At 42.6% G+C, this 19,057-nt stretch carries 15 protein-coding genes; 9 read left to right on the top strand and 6 right to left on the bottom strand.

Translation table 11 applies throughout. The features are described from left to right. Positions 1-47 precede the first annotated feature (47 nt). Positions 48-974: a tRNA modification radical SAM protein MnmL/YtqA gene (mnmL, locus tag ACYQ0C_RS04985; protein WP_025076747.1), complete on the top strand. Its 927-nt coding sequence runs from the start codon at positions 48-50 to the stop codon at positions 972-974. Between the two features lie 15 nt (positions 975-989). Beyond that, the gene (locus ACYQ0C_RS04990) at positions 990-2,177 is read left to right on the top strand and encodes an FprA family A-type flavoprotein (RefSeq protein WP_016277236.1); all 1,188 of its coding nucleotides are present in this window, start codon (positions 990-992) and stop codon (positions 2,175-2,177) included. A gap of 97 nt (positions 2,178-2,274) precedes the next feature. Here ACYQ0C_RS04990 and ACYQ0C_RS04995 read toward each other — a convergent pair whose 3' ends face one another. Genes ACYQ0C_RS04995 through ACYQ0C_RS05005 form a run of 3 tightly spaced genes read right to left on the bottom strand, consistent with a single transcriptional unit; the run spans position 2,275 to position 5,778 of the window. Next, positions 2,275-3,108, bottom strand: coding sequence for a mechanosensitive ion channel family protein (locus ACYQ0C_RS04995; protein ID WP_016277237.1), 834 nt, complete (start codon positions 3,106-3,108; stop codon positions 2,275-2,277). Between the two features lie 48 nt (positions 3,109-3,156). Further along, positions 3,157-3,771: an L-threonylcarbamoyladenylate synthase gene (locus tag ACYQ0C_RS05000; protein ID WP_016277238.1), complete on the bottom strand. Its 615-nt coding sequence runs from the start codon at positions 3,769-3,771 to the stop codon at positions 3,157-3,159. A 6-nt stretch (positions 3,772-3,777) separates the two neighbouring features. Next, complete coding sequence (locus tag ACYQ0C_RS05005; RefSeq protein ID WP_016277239.1) at positions 3,778-5,778, bottom strand: AAA family ATPase; 2,001 nt, start codon at positions 5,776-5,778, stop codon at positions 3,778-3,780. A gap of 569 nt (positions 5,779-6,347) precedes the next feature. On the opposite strand from ACYQ0C_RS05005, the gene ACYQ0C_RS05010 reads away from it, so the two are divergent. The 7 genes from ACYQ0C_RS05010 (at position 6,348) to ACYQ0C_RS05040 (ending at position 12,407) form a co-directional block, all read left to right on the top strand. Continuing rightward, the gene (locus tag ACYQ0C_RS05010; protein ID WP_016277241.1) at positions 6,348-7,298 is read left to right on the top strand and encodes an SPFH domain-containing protein; all 951 of its coding nucleotides are present in this window, start codon (positions 6,348-6,350) and stop codon (positions 7,296-7,298) included. Between the two features lie 8 nt (positions 7,299-7,306). After that, positions 7,307-7,501 carry a type II toxin-antitoxin system antitoxin gene (locus ACYQ0C_RS05015; protein ID WP_016277242.1) on the top strand — a complete coding sequence of 65 codons (195 nt, stop codon included), beginning with the start codon at positions 7,307-7,309 and terminating at the stop codon, positions 7,499-7,501. After that, positions 7,498-8,010 carry a DUF1648 domain-containing protein gene (locus ACYQ0C_RS05020; RefSeq protein ID WP_016277243.1) on the top strand — a complete coding sequence of 171 codons (513 nt, stop codon included), beginning with the start codon at positions 7,498-7,500 and terminating at the stop codon, positions 8,008-8,010. Before ACYQ0C_RS05015 ends, ACYQ0C_RS05020 begins: the two co-directional genes overlap by 4 nt. Positions 8,011-8,109: 99 nt before the next feature. Further along, on the top strand, positions 8,110-9,387 hold the full coding sequence (locus ACYQ0C_RS05025) for a carboxypeptidase-like regulatory domain-containing protein (protein ID WP_016277244.1): 1,278 nt from the start codon (positions 8,110-8,112) through the stop codon (positions 9,385-9,387). 51 nt (positions 9,388-9,438) lie between these two features. Beyond that, entirely contained in the window at positions 9,439-9,990 is a 552-nt protein-coding gene (locus ACYQ0C_RS05030; protein ID WP_016277245.1) for an RNA polymerase sigma-70 factor, read from the top strand. Then, a complete protein-coding gene (locus tag ACYQ0C_RS05035) occupies positions 9,987-10,841 on the top strand; it encodes a FecR family protein (protein ID WP_016277246.1) in 855 nt (284 codons plus the stop codon). Before ACYQ0C_RS05030 ends, ACYQ0C_RS05035 begins: the two co-directional genes overlap by 4 nt. A 9-nt stretch (positions 10,842-10,850) precedes the next feature. Continuing rightward, the gene (locus ACYQ0C_RS05040; protein ID WP_016277247.1) at positions 10,851-12,407 is read left to right on the top strand and encodes a carboxypeptidase-like regulatory domain-containing protein; all 1,557 of its coding nucleotides are present in this window, start codon (positions 10,851-10,853) and stop codon (positions 12,405-12,407) included. 933 nt (positions 12,408-13,340) lie between these two features. Here the strand turns inward: ACYQ0C_RS05040 and ACYQ0C_RS05045 are convergent. The 3 genes from ACYQ0C_RS05045 to mobV form a co-directional block, all read right to left on the bottom strand. Continuing rightward, positions 13,341-14,051, bottom strand: coding sequence for a hypothetical protein (locus ACYQ0C_RS05045; protein ID WP_016277249.1), 711 nt, complete (start codon positions 14,049-14,051; stop codon positions 13,341-13,343). Between the two features lie 987 nt (positions 14,052-15,038). Continuing rightward, positions 15,039-17,324 (bottom strand): leucine-rich repeat protein, encoded by a 2,286-nt coding sequence (locus ACYQ0C_RS05050; protein WP_016277250.1) that lies wholly within the window; start codon positions 17,322-17,324, stop codon positions 15,039-15,041. Positions 17,325-17,663: 339 nt separating this feature from the next. Then, positions 17,664-19,031 (bottom strand): MobV family relaxase, encoded by a 1,368-nt coding sequence (mobV, locus tag ACYQ0C_RS05055; protein WP_016277251.1) that lies wholly within the window; start codon positions 19,029-19,031, stop codon positions 17,664-17,666. Positions 19,032-19,057: the final 26 nt, after the last annotated feature.

Below are 19,057 nucleotides of genomic sequence, written 5' to 3' on the forward strand. Positions count from 1 at the left end.
AAAACTTTTGTTTGAAAATGCCTATCTTTGTCCCGCAAAATAAGTTCATGAACAGAGAGAAGCTTTATAACGACTTATCCGGCTTTTTAGCCATGCACTTTCCTTGCAAAGTGCAGAAGATTTCTATCAATGCCGGATTTACTTGTCCTAACCGCGATGGCTCGGTAGGATACGGAGGGTGCACTTATTGCAACAATCAAACATTTAATCCGGCCTATTGTCATACGGAAAAGTCTGTTACTCAGCAGTTGGAAGAAGGAAAGCGGTTCTTTGTACGTAAATATCCGGAAATGAAATATCTGGCCTATTTTCAGGCTTACACCAATACGTATGGGGAACTGGAAGAGTTGAAAAGGAAATACGAAGAGGCGCTGATGGTAGAGGATGTGGTAGGGTTGGTGATAGGAACCCGTCCGGACTGTATGCCGCTTTCATTACTGGATTATTTGGAAGAGCTTGGCAAACACACTTTTTTATTAGTGGAGTATGGCATTGAAAGTACGGATGATGAGACGTTGCGCCGGATAAACCGGAGACATACTTTCGCTGTTTCCGCAGAGGCTGTCCGGAAGACAGCGGAGAGAGGGATTTTGGTAGGAGGGCATATAATTCTTGGTTTGCCCGGAGAAGAAAGGGACATGTTAATCGAACAGGCCGGAATACTTTCACAGTTACCTCTGACTACTTTAAAGCTACATCAGTTACAACTTATTAAAGGTACGCGTATGGCGGGTGAATATGTGAAAGATCCTGAAGCTTTCCATCTTTATACTGCTGACGAATATGTTGATCTGGTTATTGATTATATAGAACATCTTCGTCCGGACATCGTACTGGAGCGTTTTGTTTCCCAATCGCCCAAAGAATTGTTGATAGCTCCTGATTGGGGACTGAAGAATTATGAATTTACAGACAAGGTGAAAAAGCGGATGAGAGAAAAAGATGCCTGGCAAGGCAAATACTATAAATATTAAAAGAAGGAAACAAATATGGAAATCAAAGGAAAAGTACATTATGTGGGAGTGAATGACCGTAACAAGGCTTTGTTTGAGAACTTGTGGCCGTTACCTTACGGTGTGTCTTACAACTCTTATTTGATTGACGACGAGATGGTCGCCTTGGTGGATACAGTGGATGTATGCTATTTTGAGGTTTATTTGAAGAAGATTCGTAGTGTCATCGGTGATAAACCTATCAATTATTTGATTATAAACCACATGGAACCCGACCATTCCGGTTCTATCAGTTTGATCAAGCAATATTATCCTGACATTGTGATTGTCGGTAACAAGAAGACTTTCGAGATGATTGAAGGATTTTATGGTGTAGGCGGTGAACGTTATGTAGTGGGGGAAGGAGATTTTCTGGCTCTGGGACATCACAGACTGCGCTTTTCATTGATTCCGATGGTTCACTGGCCCGAAACGATGGTTACTTTTGATGAAACGGAAGGTATTTTGTTTTCCGGTGACGCTTTCGGTTGCTTTGGCGCATTGAATGGTGGGGTGGTTGATACAAATATCAATACAGATATTTATTGGAATGAAATGGTGCGCTATTATTCTAACATTGTAGGCAAATATGGTGCGCCGGTACAGAAGGCTTTACAGAAATTGCAACACTTGAAAATAACCACTGTTTGTTCTACTCATGGTCCGGTATGGACGGAAGAAATACCTCGTGTGGTACGTATTTATGACCGTTTGAGTCGTTATGAGGCTGAAGAAGGGGTTGTAATAGCTTATGGCTCGATGTATGGTAATACAGAGGAGGTGGCGGAAGCTGTTGCGGAAGAACTGAGCAAGCAGGGAATCCGTAATATTGTGATGCATAATGTTTCTCATACCAGTCATTCTTTTATTATTGCGGATGTATTCAAATATAAAGGACTGATTGTGGGATGTCCCACTTATAATACTCAGATGTATCCGGAAATGGAGGCTCTGCTGAGCAAGCTGGCTTCTCGTGAGATAAAGGGACGTTATCTGGGATATTTCGGCTCATTTACATGGGCTAGCGCTGCTGTGAAGAAGATTGCGGAGTTTAATGATAAGTTGAAATTTGAACCTGTCGGAAATCCTGTAGAAATGAAGCATAGCATGAAGGCTGAAACTTATGCTCAAGCAAAAGAGCTGGCTAAGGCTATGGCTGACCGCTTGAAAGCGGATAGAAAATAAATCTTGTGATAGAAAACGAATGACGCAATTGACACAACTCTGATCTTATCAATCATTTGTGTCATTTGCGCCATTTGTGCTCTAACGATCGCTAGTGTCAGGCTTGATGTACGGTAAGCTGCGGGAATGGGAAATTGATTCCTTCTTTATTGAAAGTGCTGTAAACGGTCTGATTCATACTGAAGAATACGTCCCAGTAATCCGAACTGTTCACCCATACGCGGATTTTTATATTTACACTGCTGGCGGCAAGTTCTCCTAATTCAATAAAAGGGGCCGGACTGGTAAGAATACGTTTGTCATTGGCAATGATTTCGCGCAATACTTTTTCTACTTTTTTATAGTCTTCTCCATAGTCCACACCAAAATTCCATTCTATACGGCGGGTGTCCAGTTTGCTGTAGTTTGTAATGACGCCACTACTCATGGCTCCATTAGGTACATATATCATCTTGTTGTCTGCTGTGATAAGAATCGTATGGAATATCTGTATTTCTTTTACGGTTCCCGAAGCGCCGGTAGAAGCTTCGATAAAGTCCCCTACTTTATAAGGTCTGAACAATAAGATAATCAGTCCTCCGGCAAAATTTTGTAAGTTACCGGACAGTGCCATACCGATAGCGACACCGGCAGAAGCAAGAAGTGCGGCGAATCCTGTCAGTTCGATACCTAATTTCCCTATCACAGCAAGGATCAGCATGATGAGCAGTAGGATATTCACCATACTCTTTAGGAACGACTGGATGCTTGGGTCCACTTTTCTTTTTTCCAGGATACGTGCAAAAAGTCTGTTCAGCCAATTTACAAGGAACTTTCCGATTATAAAAATAATAAGTGCTCCTAATACTCTTTCTCCTAATTGAATGCCGGAGTCGATCAGTTTCTCTAGTGCATTGGTTAATTGAATGCTGGTTTCAGATGCTAATAACATGATAAATTTACTTTAATTTGATATTTCTAATATATAAAACAATTCAGATTAAAAATCGTTCAGAATGCCTTTGCCTTGACGGACGATTTCCGCTTCTCCGTTTGTACAGTTCACAATGGTGGAAGGTTCTATGTCTCCGATTCCTCCGTCAATAATTAGGTCTACTTCTTTCCCGAACTTTTCTTCTATCAGTTCTGGGGTAGTGATGTATTCTATATCTTCACCATCTTTCAGAGGCAGCGTGGTGGTCATGATCGGTGCTTTTAGCCAATGGCATATTTCCCTGATGATGTTGTTGTCAGGTACGCGTATGCCTACTTCTTTACGGTTCTTGAATATTTTAGGCAGGCGGCTTCCTGTGTTCAGGATAAAAGTAAACGGTCCGGGAAGATTTCGTTTCATTAACTTGAATGTGCTGTTATCTACTTTGGCATATTCACTGATGTTACTTAAGTCGTAACAGATAATGGATAAGTTGTTTTTACGTGGATCAATGTTTTTCAGTTTGCAGATACGTTCTATCGCACGTTCTTTCAGACCATGACATCCTATGGCATACATCGTATCGGTAGGGTAAATAATCAATCCTCCCTCTTCCAATATCCGGACGACTTCTTCCAGATCTTTGGGATTATTATCCTTATTGTAAAGTCTTAAAAGCATGTTATTTTAATTTTTAGAGTTTTTCTCACGCAACTGTTCCGCAATGGCCCATTGCAGGGCGGCTTCCTCTTCTTTTCCTACTCTCATCAATGCGTCTCCGAAATATTCATGGGCTTTGGGGTGTTCTGGCTTTAGAGAGACAGCCCGGTCAAAATCTCCCAACGCTCCTTCTATATTATCTAGTGCCAGTCTGTTTTTTCCTCGATTATAAATAGCTTTGAACAAAGCGGGACTAAGGCGTACCGCTTCATTCAGGCAGACTTCGGCTTCGTAATATTCTTTGTTGTTATGTAATGTGATGCCTTTACGTACCCAGGCGTCTGTATAAGAAGGATTCAATTCAATCGCCTTGTCATAATTGGCAATGGCGGCACGTGAATCATGTGCTTGGGTGATACATTCATTTCCCATTAAATAATATTCGCGGGCATATTTTTCAAGATTCTTGCGTTGCACATGAAGCTGGTCCTTCAGTCGTTTGTTTTCGGCTTTCAAATTGTTGATGATTCCCAGTTTCTTACGTATAAACCGTTTAATCAAAGGCTTCTCGATGTCGTAACGTGAATGGATGGCAAGAAAGAACTGTTCTAGAAATCTTTCAAAATCACCTTTGTCGAAGTGTTTTACCGCTTCTACATATTGTACATCAGCTTGTGCCTGCTTCAATGCTTTTTCGATGGACTGGCGATTATTGAACCGTTGCGAGAAATTTATTATTTCCGGGCGGACAAAGATGTCTCCGCGTGTAATTTGTTTCTTTAGTTGGATGCCGTTCAGGGAGGTACAACGGCTCAATGCCACGTAGGCTTGTCCGCCGGCAAATACTCCTCCTGTAAAATCAATAACGACTCTGCTGAAAGTCAGCCCTTGGCTTTTGTGTATGGTGATGGCCCATGCCAGACGGATCGGGTATTGTATAAATACTCCTAACTCTTCTTCCTCTATTTTTTTTTCTTGTTCATTATACTTATATCGAATATTGCGCCAGCTGTCTTTTTTAACATCAAATTCCTGTCCGTCTTCAGTGACAACATATAACGTACCCTCTTCGTCTATACCTGAGATGGTGCCAATCGTACCGTTCACCCAACGGTGGTCATAATCGTTTTTTATAAAAATGATTTGTGCTCCTGGCTTTACTTCCAGTTCCATTGGGGTGGGAAGGCTGCTCTCTGGAAACTCTCCGTGTATTTCACCGGTCAGCAGAGTTGGTTCTCCGGGTAGTTCGGATAATTTCTTTTCATTGATAAAATCCACGGTATCCCTCCGGGTGGCAAGTGTGATGTACATATCACTTTCATTTTCTTCTATTAGGGTGTTGTAGCGGGTGTTCAGCAGTTGCAGGTCGGCCGCTCCGGCGGTGTTGGTACGGATGTGGTCCAATACATTAACAAAAACTTTGTCCGACTGGCGGTACACTTTGGTCAGTTCGATGGATACCAGCTCCATTTCCTGAAAGACGCGTGCCGAGAAGAAATAAGGGTTGGGATAGAACCGGTTGATTATCTCACGTTCATCATTTTTAATGACTGGCTCCAGCTGGAAAACATCTCCCACCAGCAAAATTTGCTTGCCTCCGAACGGCTCACGCATATTTTGTGAATATACCCGCAGCACTTTGTCTATAAAGTCAATAATGTCTGCCCGGACCATGGAAATTTCATCGATGATCACTAGCTCTACTTCTCTTATCAGTTTGCGATGGGCGGAAGTATATTTTAGAAAGCTATGTAACTTTCCACCTTTCAAACTGAATTTAGGATCATCCGGCAAAAGTGGATAGAATGGTAATTTAAAAAAACTATGCAGTGTGCTTCCACCGGCATTGATAGCTGCGATTCCTGTGGGAGCCAGTACTATATGTTTCTTTTTAGTTACTTCGCAGACATATTTTAAAAAAGTAGATTTACCTGTACCCGCCTTTCCAGTGAGGAATACTGACTGACGTGTATATTGGATAAGATTCAAGGCATCTTGAAATTCTTTATTATGGGTATCTACTTGCATTTTGTCCATACGTTTGAAAATGAATGGGCAAAGATAGTGGAAATCCCGTAAAAAGGCATAAAAAAGACGGTTAAATAACCGTCCTTTTTTATAGTCCTACAGGGAGTTGCCCTGTATGGGTTCTAATTTACTTTGTTTCGTTCAACATAACGTAACCCCAAATCATAGGATCAGCGTTAGCGATTTTGTGAAAAATGTTTTTTACCTTTTTCATAATGTTATCCTTTCTTTTTTTAATTAATACCTAAAAACACTCATAAATAGCAGGCGCACCTCACGGTTGACCTTCTTTAAACAATCTTTCTTTTTACCTTAGTAGCTACTAAAAAACATCTTTTTATGTTTTACAACACAAAGATAAAGCCTTTGTTCGTTATGATATATGTTTTGAAGCATATTTTTAATCAATATCCCAATTTTATTGATTTAGGTCAACAAAGTAGGAGTTTCTTGTTGCATTTTGGTGAATATTTTGTTTGTTTCTGCCGTATAACATATAAATCGGTTTGTTTATCTCAAGAAATATTGTTTGATTTGTGATATCATAATAATATCAAAAATAAATCATTATGGAAACAAAAGAAACTTCTTACAATGAGCTGGTGATCAATGGATTTATGGCTTTGTTCTTTAACTTGGTTATGTTGCCTGCACTAGTATTTCTGAACTTTTTGATTTTTGGACAACTGCCCTGGTTGTTTATTCCTGTTTTGCTTGTGCTGGTATTGTTGTTTGTGCTGATGCTTCCGGGATATTTTTCTCAAGAACCCAATGAAGCACGTGTAATGGTGTTTTTCGGTGAATATAAAGGCACTTTTAAAAACACAGGCTTCTTTTGGGTAAACCCTTTCATGAACAAGAAAAAGTTGTCTCTTCGCGCCCGTAATCTGGATGTGGAGCCGATAAAGGTGAATGATAAGATTGGTAATCCTATTCTGATAGGGCTGGTTTTGGTCTGGAAATTGAAAGATACTTATAAGGCGATGTTTGAGATTGACGCGCAGACGATGGCGGACAGTAAAGGGACAGGGACGGCAAGTGTCAGCGTGGCAGGGCGTATGAATGCCTTTGAGGATTTTGTACGTGTGCAGAGTGATGCGGCCCTCCGCCAGGTGGCCGGACAGTATGCTTACGATGACAATGAGCATGATACGAATGAGCTGACCTTGCGTGGCGGAGGTGAGGAGATTAATGACCAGCTGGAACGTCAGCTTAATGAGCGTCTGGCTATGGCAGGTATGGAAATAGTAGAGGCCAGAATCAATTATTTGGCTTATGCTCCGGAGATTGCAGCGGTGATGCTTCGTCGTCAGCAGGCAAGTGCTATTATTACCGCGCGCGAAAAAATAGTGGAGGGGGCTGTTTCTATGGTTAAAATGGCTTTGGATAAATTAGCCGAGGATGGAATTGTAGAACTGGATGAAGAAAAGAAAGCCGCTATGGTCAGTAATTTGTTGGTAGTGCTTTGTGCGGACGAGCCGGCACAGCCGGTAATTAATTCCGGAACGTTGAATCATTAGTGTAGGAAATGGCAAAGAAAGAGACGATAAAAAGCTTTGTGCTCAGAGTGGACGCGGAAACCATGGAAGCTATCGAGAAATGGGCGGCGGATGAATTCCGTTCCACGAATGGACAGCTTCAATGGATTATAGCGGAAGCTTTGCGCAAGAGTGGCAGAATGAAGAAAAAGAAGACAATAATCAAAAAGGAAGAAACAGAATGATACATTTTAGAATGAAAAACAATATAGGTTCGGTTACAGTGACGGATCGTATATTGGAGATGGCCGCGTTGGCATTGGCCGTTTTTCTTGTCGTACTGGCAGTTGCTCTCTACCATTATTTGCCGGAACGTATTCCGGTTCATTTTAATAGTGTGGGTGAGGCGGATGGATGGGGAGGCAAGGGTATGATATTCATGCTGTCGGCATTAGGCGTGGTGGCTATGGCAATATGCAGTGCTGCGGCTTATAATTATAAGATGGTCAATCTTCCTTTTTCGTTGAATCCGGCTTGTCTGTCACAGCAGGTTACAATCATAGGGCGTATGATGCGTGTTCTTTCTGTACTGTGTGGTTTGTTGTTTATCGCTTTAATGTTGATGACGACTGTTCCCCAATGGGGGATGCAGTCTGTCTTTTTCTCTTTCTTTTTGATCGTTATGACAAGTATGACGGTTGTTTTGATTGTTTATACTGTTTGGGTCTATAAAAAAGGGCGTCAATGTCGATAAAACAAATTATTTTTCTTATTTTCATAGGGTATTTTAATCTTGGGTGATCTTATAAGTAGAAACAGGATTAGTATTCACTTTTTTAATACCTTAATGAATATGAGAGCGCATAAAAAACAATTGATCGAATGGACACTGCTCATTGTCTTTTGGTTGAGTGTCATTCCGGGATGGAGTCAGGAGGAGACACCGTTTGCTGAAGAGAATACTTATATTACAGTCAGCGGTGTAGTAAAGGACAAACAAAATAGAAAGACTTTAGAGTATGTCAATGTATCTGTTCCGGGTACCAGTGTGGGGACGGTGACAAATGCGGATGGTGAATTTTCTTTGAAGATAGAAGATGCGGAGATGGTTTCTGCTTTAGAGATTTCACATATCGGTTATCATAATAATAGAGTACGTTTGGATAAAGAACATTTGTCGGATTTAAAGATTTACCTTACCCCTCATGCCAATATGTTGAATGAGATTGTGGTTTATGCCCACAATCCTCGTCTTATAGTGGAAGAGGCCATTCGCAAGATTCCTGTCAATTACAGTAATAAAAACAATATGCTTACCGGTTTTTACAGGGAAACTGTTCAGAAAGGGCGTCGTTATATCAATATTTCGGAAGCTATTATTGATGTTTACAAGACTTCTTATGAGGATATGACAACTACTCGCGACCGGGTACAGGTTTTGAAGGGGCGCCGGCTGCTCAGTCAGAAAGTCAGTGATACGTTGGGGGTGAAACTGGCTGGTGGTCCCACTTTGTCTATCTATGTGGACATTGTGAAAAATCAGGATGCGTTGTTGGATATGGAAACGTTGAACTATTATGATTTCTTTATGGAAGAACCGGTACAGATAGACAATCGTCAGCAATATGTGGTTAGTTTCCGTCCCCGTGTCGTTTTGCCTTATGCCTTGTATTATGGCAAATTGTATATTGATCGTGACAAGTTGTCGTTTACCCGTGCGGAATTTAGTTTGTCTATGGATAATAAAGTCAAGGCAGTACAGGCTATTCTTGCCAAGAAACCCTATGGCTTACGTTTTAAGCCACAGGAACTTTCTTTCCTTGTTACCTATAAAGATATGGATGGGAAAACCTATCTGAATTATATCCGTAACCGTATCCGGTTTAAGTGTGACTGGAAGCGCAAACTTTTCTCTACCGGCTATACTGTGCTTTCAGAGATGGTGGCAACGGATAGGGAGGAAAATAATGTGGCGATAATTCCCGGAAAGATGGCTTTTCATCAGAAAGATGCTTTTTATGATAAAGTGGATGAATATTGGAGCGAGGATTTTTGGGGCTCCTATAATATTATTGAACCTACGGAATCATTGGAAAATGCAGTCCATAAGTTAAAGAAACAGTCGCGTTAAAGTCTCGGATGAGGTTCGTATGGTTGAAAAGAATTACCAAAAAAGAAGTGGATGCTGAATGATTTGTTAACACTGGCCAGAATAAGAGAGGGAGATATAAAGGCGTTTGAAGATGTGTTTCGCCGTTATTATTCCCCTCTCTGTTGGTATGCCATGAGTATCACCGGCAGTATGGAGGCTGCGGAGGAAATTGTAGAGGAGTTGTTTTATGGGTTTTGGAGAGACCGGGAGAGTCTGCCGTTGTTCCGTTCTATGAAAAGCTATCTTTATGTTGCGGTGCGCAATCAGTCTTTTCAATATTGCGAGCATCAGGAGGTGAGAAACAAATATAGGGAGTTTGTTCTCTCGCGGAAGGAGCGGATACGGGACAGCAGTCCTCAAGAAGAGATGGAATACCAGGAATTAAGACATTTGATAGACACTACGCTTGCTCGGATGCCGCAGCGAAGGTCGTGCATATTCCGGATGCATCGTATGGAAGGTAAAAAGTATGCGGAAATAGCCTCGCAGCTTTCTTTGTCGGTGAAGACTGTGGAGGCTGAGATGACAAAGGCTCTTAAAGCATTAAAAAAAGAAATTGAGAACTATATTATAAGGACATGAGTGAAACAAAAAGAAATAAGGAAAGAGTGGATCGGGCATGGAATAAATTGTATGACCGTTTGGATGCTGACGGACTTTTGTTATCAGGCCGGCAGGATAGGAAACGTTTGTCTGCATCCATGTTGTGGAAGTGGGGGGCCGTAGCTGCTATATGGATCGGAATAGGTGTCTTTTTGACGACTACTTATCGGAAGGTGGACGAGTCTGTGGAGGCTCAAGTCTTACTTATGCGGGAGAACACGGAGCAATCTACTTTGGTGACCACGCTTGAGGATGGATCTATTGTTTATCTGGGTGGGGAAACCTCTTTGCGGTATCCTGAACATTTCTCTATGGATAAGCGTGAAGTCAGTTTGCAGGGAAACGCTTTGTTTGATGTGACCGGTAATCGGGAACGTCCTTTTCTGATTGAAACGGAGGAGGTCAGAATTGAAGTCTTGGGAACGGCGTTTCATGTGAAGAGTGATGCGGGGAGTCCTTTCGAGCTGTCCGTACAGCGTGGAAAAGTCAAAGTGGCATTGAAAAATAAAAATCAAGAGATGTATGTCAATGCAGGTGAAGCGGTGACGCTTGAAACACATCAATTGCGTCTCACGGATTATAGGGACAATACCCGGATAGCCCGTTATCTGGAAAGTATGCGTTTCAAAGACGAACCTTTGATGAATATTCTTCGAGTGATTAATCTGCATTCCTCCGGTTTGCAGCTTCAGACTTCTCCCTCCTTGGGGGAGCGTCGGCTTACGGTTGCATTTTCCGGAGAATCTCCGGAGTCTATGGCAGAACTGATCTGTCTGGCTATGAATTTAAAATATATTCGTGAAGGTGATATAGGTGTTTTATCCGAATAAAGTGAGAAGATGAATCGTATCCGTACATATCATTATTATTGGCATATCTTTTTTTTCAGTTTGCTGATTTGCATGGCAGGATTTGCGAAGGCGGCGGATAGGGATGTGTTGGAGCGGGTCATTTATCTTACTAAGAGTAAGGGTACTGTCTATGCTTTACTGGGCAAGGTGTCCGAGCAGTCTGGTTTCCTTTTTGTTTATGACAGCAAGGTGGTGGACAATGATCGTACGGTGAAGTTGGGTGCAGGACAGCGCACCATTCGTCAGGCTGTTTACGAAATTATCGGTCGGCAGGATATCAGTCTGCGCGTTGTGGAAAATCATATTTTGATCAATCAGTCGCAGGTACAATATGCGGTTGTTCCCACTTCTAAAGATACTTTGGCCTATTTTACTTTAGAAGGCAAATTACAGGATAATCAGTCGGGGGCTCCGATTGCTTACGGTACGGTAGGGGTAGTCGGTACTTCTATAGGCAGTATAACCAATCAGGATGGCGAATTCCGTTTGCGGTTGCCCGATTCGTTGAGGCAGGGCCGCATCGGGGTTTCTCATGTGGGGTATGTGGGACAGGAGATGGATATGTCTTTATTAGAGGCTCAACATGCGGTGTGGTCTCTGGAACCTCGGGTCATTCCTATTCAAGAAGTGGTGATTCGTGCTGTTAATCCTATACGGTTGTTGCGTGAGATGTTGAAAGCCAAAAAAACAAATTATGCATCGGTTCCTGTTTATCTCACTACCTTTTATAGGGAAGGGGTTCGGTATAAACAAAAATTCCGTAATCTGACAGAGGCCGTTTTTAAAATCTACAAACCTTCTCCTTTGTTGCTTCATTCTCAGGATCATGTAAAATTATTAAAGATGAGTCGCATCGTCGATAGCCAGGAACAGGACACACTGATAGCCAAGATGAGTGCGGGGATTGATGCTTGTTTGCAACTGGATATTGTCAAAAACTTGCCGGATTTTCTGTTGCCTGACGATCAGGGTAGTGTGTACTCTTATGCCTCCTGTGATATGACGGTGATAGATAATCGTCTGGTTAATGTAATATCTTTTCGACAAAATAAAGGAATAAAAGAACCTCTTTATTGTGGCGAATTATATATTGATGCTGAAAACAATGCGTTGGTTCAGGCTCGTCTTGAGATTAATCCTGCCTATGTGAGGCAAGCTACGGATATGTTTATAGAACGGAAGACACGGAAGTGGAAAATAACCGCGCAAAAGGTGGTTTATACCATTTCTTACAGGCAGTGGAACGGCATTTATTACATGAATCATATTCGTGGAGATCTTTATTTTAAAGTGAAACCTAAACGGCAATGGTTTAGTGCTTCTTCTCTGCACACATGGTTTGAAATGGTTACTTGTAAGGTGGATACAGATAATGTGACTCGTTTCCAGCGTAAAGAACGGATACCTACACGCACTATATTTTCGGATACGCATTTTAAATATGATGCTGACTTTTGGGGGGAGTTTAATGTTATTCCGTGGGAAGAGGAACTGAGTACTGTTATTGAAAAGTTGTCTTCTAAAATTGAACAGATAGAATATTAAAATAAAAGTTGGATACGGAGCTTTGTATTTGGCATTTTTTGTCATGATGTGTGGCGGGTAATGTGTTAATCTGATGTATGTAAGTTTCGTATTTGTAGGTCTTTAGTTTAAAATCGATTCGGTTGTCCTTTCAATTTTTCACCGTGTCCGGAAGCATGCTGGGATAAATATACTTATTAGTACCAAGTCGTGTTAATCGGTTGATTAATAAGAGAAAAGGATGATTTTGTCAAAGGTTACAAAATCATCCTTTTTTTACAGACCTCACGTTAACAATATTGATTAAATATGTTAAATAGCTTTTTATTATCTGTTGCCACGAGTTAATAAACACGATAATACGAATATTATCATGAGGTCAATATTTCCTTAAAAAATCTCTAAAATCAATGTCCTTTCGGTTGGCCAAAAATAGGGATTCTTTTTCTGTGGAATTATTTGTGCAAATACGAATAATATAGATATCTGCAGCCGTATAGGTAATTTCCGATTGATATATCCATAGCTCTGCCATACAACAGGCACCAATGGGCGAACTCACCCTCCGGATATGATTCGGGCAGAATAATGGAATCAAGCATGGAGTAAACCAATTCAGGATCTGACTCCAACATCAGATCTGACCGTTCCAAGACAGAATGCATGGATTTATGTTTGTTGTTGCATCCCGCAAAAATAAGTGTAACAATAACAAATAACAGCGTAAACAATATTTTCATAGTTAATCAACATAGACAAAAAGCGAAAGGAAGTGCGAATCCATACCCCCTTTCACTTTTAGAAAAACAAAAACATTTCAAACTTTATGTAAAACAACATATCAAACGACTATCCTAACGGATAACTTTAAAAGACTTGACCGGTCTTCCGTCATAATTATAGAGACTGACAATATTCAGTCCGGAACCCGGCTTTAACGTAAACCGGATAGAATTATCGGAAGCGGATTCTGTCTGTAACAACCGGCCATTCAGATCCACTACACGAACGAATGAAGACTGCGGAACATTTTATACTATATGTGGCATCATTCTTCCGGGTTGCTTTATAACTTATACCATCCAATGAACAGCTTTCAAAACCTTCAGACTTGCCGTTTATCATTTTCTCACGTTGACAGGTGAAACTCACATTTCCTTTGCCACCCATGTAAGGCAAGGATACTTTTTCTTCCGCAAAGGCAATCTTGTATGAACCGTATTCTATAGTGGCGGCATCCTGATTTAGTTCCACAGTTCGTGTTTCGGTAGCAGTGTCATCCTGTACAGTCAGTACAATCTTTCCCTTTTGCATTTCCTCAGTCTCATTTTCCCTGGCGGTAACTTTCAACAGCAAACCTGCCTCTGTCTGTGATGATTCAGACATGAAATGTTCTCCTTCCACACTTGCCGTAACCTTTGCAGGTTCCGTTTCACCGGAAGGTTTGCCGTCCCAACAGATTTCTTTGCTGGCAGACACAGTGATGGTTCGGGTTTCCCCCAATGCGGTAAATGATACGGGAGAAGCAGCGTCAACCGTAATCCGGTAATTGGAGTAAGATTTTATCGGATCTTCATCCGATGAGCAGGAAGTAAATAACAAACATGAGCAGATTGATCCAAGAACAATGGCTCCTGACATTGAAGCGAATGGTGTCAATTCCATAGTGTTAAGTTTTGGTGGCCTTGTCCCCGGGAAGCCGGTTTGTATATAAAAGGAGAGCGTGGGAACTGTCGATGTTACCCTTCGAGGCCTTGGAACTGCCTATCTCGTATAACAAACAACAGCCCACGCCCTAAGAGGTATATGATTTTAATACATATACAACCAAGGCGTAAGCATTATGTTTATTATCCACGAGATTCAAAATGTTCCAAGTTTCGAAGTAGGATAATATCTTAACGCTTTCGCAAATAATCAAATATACGCTTAATTAAAAGCGTTATTTGATGCAAATATAGAAATTTAAAACAATAAAACAGCCTAAAATCCTAATAAGTTACGGTTCTTTTTGTATGGTTCAACTAGGATCGTTATGTTTGCGAAGTTTTTATTATTTAATAGATAAGAAATACTTTTGAGACTTTACTTGGCATTATAGAAGCCATAAACAGATTTTACTTAACAGAAATTAATATCATTCACTTTAACGTCTTGTTAAAAATATACCATCTGAATTTTTGCTATAAAACATTAATAATCAGAATGTTAATATGTAATTAGATTGGATTTATTTATATTAAAACATGCAATTTGCATACAAAAGTTCCAAATCCAAGAAAGCAAATACGCAAAAATACAAATCTTGAAATGAAAAATAGTAAGCCCTTTTTAGCACTATTTTCTTCCGTTTGTACTAATGTACATAAAATGTGTTTTGATTATTAATTGAAAGTAACAATATTATTATAGATTCTCGACAGTTTGACACAACTATTTGAATAATAAACATTTAGTGGAGTATTTGAGAAACGGCGGTAGCAAATTGGCAACCGTGCGATTTTCAGCGTTTTGCGGTGCTGTACTGTCAAATAACTCTTTCAATTACAAAAGTAGTGAAATTCTCGAAGAAGCAAAAGGTTGGATGATAAAAAGTTCAAAAGGAAAAAAAGAGGTTATGCCGACCTTTTGGCATAACCTCTTTTTCCCTCATTAAAATACCATTACCGTTTTCCATTTTTTATTGCACCATTCTCGTTGAGATGTATTCAACCCTCCGGCTGTTGGCGTCCCTTCCCAAAATCTGAGACCGCAAGATTCCGTATCTACACCATCAAAAGCAGTTGCATCAATTTCCGCGACACATCCCAAGCCCAACATATTCAGTTTACTACAGCCCGCAAATGCCGATTTGCCTATTTTTTTTACTGTTTTAAGGGTAGCCGTTTTTAATGCAGAGCATCCCGAAAAAGCGGACTCTCCTACTTCTTCGACTGCTTTCAATCCTCCGATTTCGTTCAATGAAATACATTCTGCAAATGTATGTCTCGGCAAAACTGCGACCTTCGGTAACGATACAGATGCCAAGTGAGTGCAATTCATAAAGACACTGCCTCCAATCGTTGTAACCTCCGGAAACTTAAGATGCGTCAACGAATAGCAATCCAGAAAAGCTGAATTGGGCAACGATGTAACTTTCGGCATGTTCACTTCCTTCAATAGATAGCATCCTCTTGCAAAATTAGCATAGGTAAGATACCCAAATGTTTCAAGATTGGGCAAATTCAAAGTCTCCAGTTGAGAACAGTTATAAAAGACTTGACTTCCTTGCACGCTGGTCACATTAGTCAAATCCACTTTTCGAAGACTGCTACATCCGGAAAATTCTGTTTGATAAAGAGTTGTGACATTAGGCAAATACACTTCTTCCACCGCGCTGTTCCAAAACGTACCGCCGTCAGAGTCCAAAGACGAAATATATTCCGATTTGAACACCTTTATGTTCGCATTCGCAATGTTATTGGTAAGATGTTGTATTTGCGGAACGGAAATTTCCAGCGTGCCAATTTGAGTGAATTTGTTTATTTCGCTTATCAAGTCTATTACTTCAGAAGATGTAACAACCTTGTCAAAACAACCGGTGATTTTGATGTCCGTAGCTTCAGTCTTATCCACCATGTCAAGTTGCGACATCAAATCATCTAAAGAAGATACGGACAAAACTCCCGTAAAGATGCCATTGGCAAACACCTTTTGTCCGGAAGCAAGCAGTTGTCCATCTGCCAAAGTTACCGTTACTTTCAATACGGCTGTTTCGTTCAAAGCGGTTTCTTCTGACGGATTGACTTTTATCGACAGTTCGTTGCCGGACAAGGAAGAACTGATATTCCACCGCTCGGAAGCGGAACGGGTTAAAATATCCGTGCCGTCAGCACTCTTGCTTTCTACTCGAGTCTGTACGACCAAATCAGTCCGGCTGAAAAGGTTGCTTTCAGTCGTAAATGTGTTATTTCCTTTTGTTATCACATCCAAATCATTGAATGTTAGGATAGAAGTGCATAGCGGAATGGCTATCTGTTGTGCATCCGCCCCTGTCCCTATGGTAAATATTACATTGTTGCCATTTATTTCTATATTGGAAATTCCACACGCTGCGCCACTTGGACCTGCAGGACCTTGTGTTCCTTGAGCTCCTTTATCTCCGGTGGCTTTGACTCCAGTTGAAGTCCACGTTTTACCGCCGTCGGTCGAGATTTCCCATTTGTTCGTATCTGTATTGATGCGAACTTGCGGAGCGATAGCGTCCGCACCTTTATCGCCCTGCGCCTTTACACCCGTGTCGGTCGTTCCAATCCACCAGTTGCCGTTGTCGCCGATGTGTGGTGTCTGCCCGTCAGTCCCGGTATTGCCTTGCGCTTTTACTCCGGTATCCGTTGTGCCTATCCACCAATTACCGTTATCACTGATATAAGGAGTCAGACCATCGCTGCCGGAAGCTCCGTTATCACCTTTGTCGCCCTTATCGCCTTTTTCCCCGGTTACGGGCATTTTGTTTCCATTATCAAGCAGCCACTCGCCGTTCACAGTCCAGTAGTATTTCCCGTCAGTGTCCAGCTTCACGCTGATAACGGGCGTTGTTCCGTCCTCGCCCTTTTCTCCTTGCTCGCCACGTTCGCCGTGCTTGATGGTTATATTACCGCTTTTGAGGAATGAGATGACATAGCCCGTTCCGTCCTCAAGAGGTGTAACCGCCGTAACATAATCCTTGTTTTCAAGGGCTGCGACAAGGCTTTGCAATGACCGTATGTCCGTGTTGACGGATTTCTGCCATTCTTCAAGGGCTGTTATTCGGTCTTCAAGGTTCTCAATGTCGCTTCTGAGTTCCGAATCGTTGTAGTCGTCGCCGCAAGAAGACAACCCGAGCATGCAGGCGCACATCATGGAACACGCAATCCATGTCTTACGGATTGTTCCCGTACCGATAAATATCTTTTTCATACTGATGAAAAGTGTCTTTCCAGTTCCCAAAAGACCTTTAAAACCACGAAGCGTGGAACTGCAAATGCCACGTCTTAAATCGAAGGTCGTAGGAAAAACCTTTAGCACAGATATGGGTATAGCAGCCCACGCTATAGCGTGAGAACCACTATGCTCTCCTTGTGCTAAATCTGAAAGTTTCCTACGTTTTCGATTTACAAGATAAGCATAACGCTTCTTTCTTTTCTAATATGTCTTGGAGAGGGTACACCCCAATCCAAACGCAAAAATATAAAAAATGCAGGAAGCGTAATAACATTTCCTGCATTTTTTATGTTGGCACATAAGTATTTATAATCATTACAGTTTGAATCCCCTGTTTTTCCGTTGCGGTTGCCGTATCGTTGGCCGTATCCGTCGGAGTAGCCTCTCGAACTGCTCCCAGAACCAGTCGAGGATGTTTTTCCCGTTGATGCGCAGGACAAAGCGTTTCCCTTTCTCTCCCTGCTCTATCCCCATCTGTGCGGTGGCACCCGTCACGGAGAGGGCTCTCTTGTGTTCCTCGGAGTAAAGGTTTCCGCTGTACTCCAACGGCTGGAACGTGAAAAGCCGGTCTGTCTGCTCGGGCGTGAAGCCTGCCGAACGGCAGTACCTCTCCATGCGCATCGCATCGGCGAAAAGAGGGAACCAGCCACATGCGCGGTCCGTCCATTTTTGCAGGTATGCCGTCCGCTCCCTTTCCCTTTCCAGTTTTTGGATGTAGTCGGTCTGCACCGTGGCAAGCTCCCTGCCGTGCTGTGCCCGCTGCCGTTGCAGGCTGGCCTGCAGGTCCTCTATGCTCTCCTCACGGGCCGCTATCTCGTTCTGAAGGCTGCGGTTGTCCGCCTCCAGCTCCTTGATTTTCCCGCTGCCCAAAAGAGAACCCACCTTTGCTATGATGGCGGTCTTTGCCTCCACCTTGACCGCCTCCAGCCTCTGCGTGTTGATTTCCTTTCTGGCCGTTTCCAGTCGTTTTTCCGCCTCTTCCTGCTCGGCTTGGAGTTGTCGCACGTTCTCTTCCAGTTTGCCCGTCTGCCGCCTCAAATCGCGGTAATACTGGGCGGTGGAGACATGCCGGGCTTCCGAGCCTCTTACCCCGCGTTGCAGGCCGTATTTCGCCATGACCTTGGCATAGTCGTCGTGGTAGGCAATCAGTCTGGTGCGGTTCAGCACGTCGTCGGCACACAGCCGGACGGCGTTCGCCTTCTTGCGGTAGGTTCGCCCTCCCTCCTTCGGCTTCTTCTGTCCCGCCTTCCTGCGCTCTCCCGTCACTATCGGTACGAGCGTGGCGTGTATGTGCGGCGTGTGCTCGTCCATGTGCAGCACCGCCGAGACCACGTTCTCCCGCCCGAAAGTCCTGTACAGCCAGTCCATGCTGTCCCGGCACCAGTCGTCCAGCCTTCCGGCCTTCTCTATCTCCGTCATGTCCTCATGTGTCCCCGAGAGCATGACACGGATGGCGCGTACCTGGTCGTGGGTGATTTTCCTTCTGATGCCCGCACTGCTGATGCGGGCGGCAATCGCGTCGTCACGCTCCCTGATGCCTTCGGGCATCCGGACGAGTTCGCGGTTCAGGTGCGTGCGCGTGGGGTCGACGTTCGGTGCTATCACCCTGCGCTCGATATGGTCGGACATCCGGCTGTCGGATGCCCCTTTCGCTTTTCTGAAATCGAGTGACAAATATCCCATTGTAAAGTCTTTTTAGGTTTGACAAT

This window comes from Phocaeicola sartorii JCM 17136 = DSM 21941, assembly GCF_054653615.1.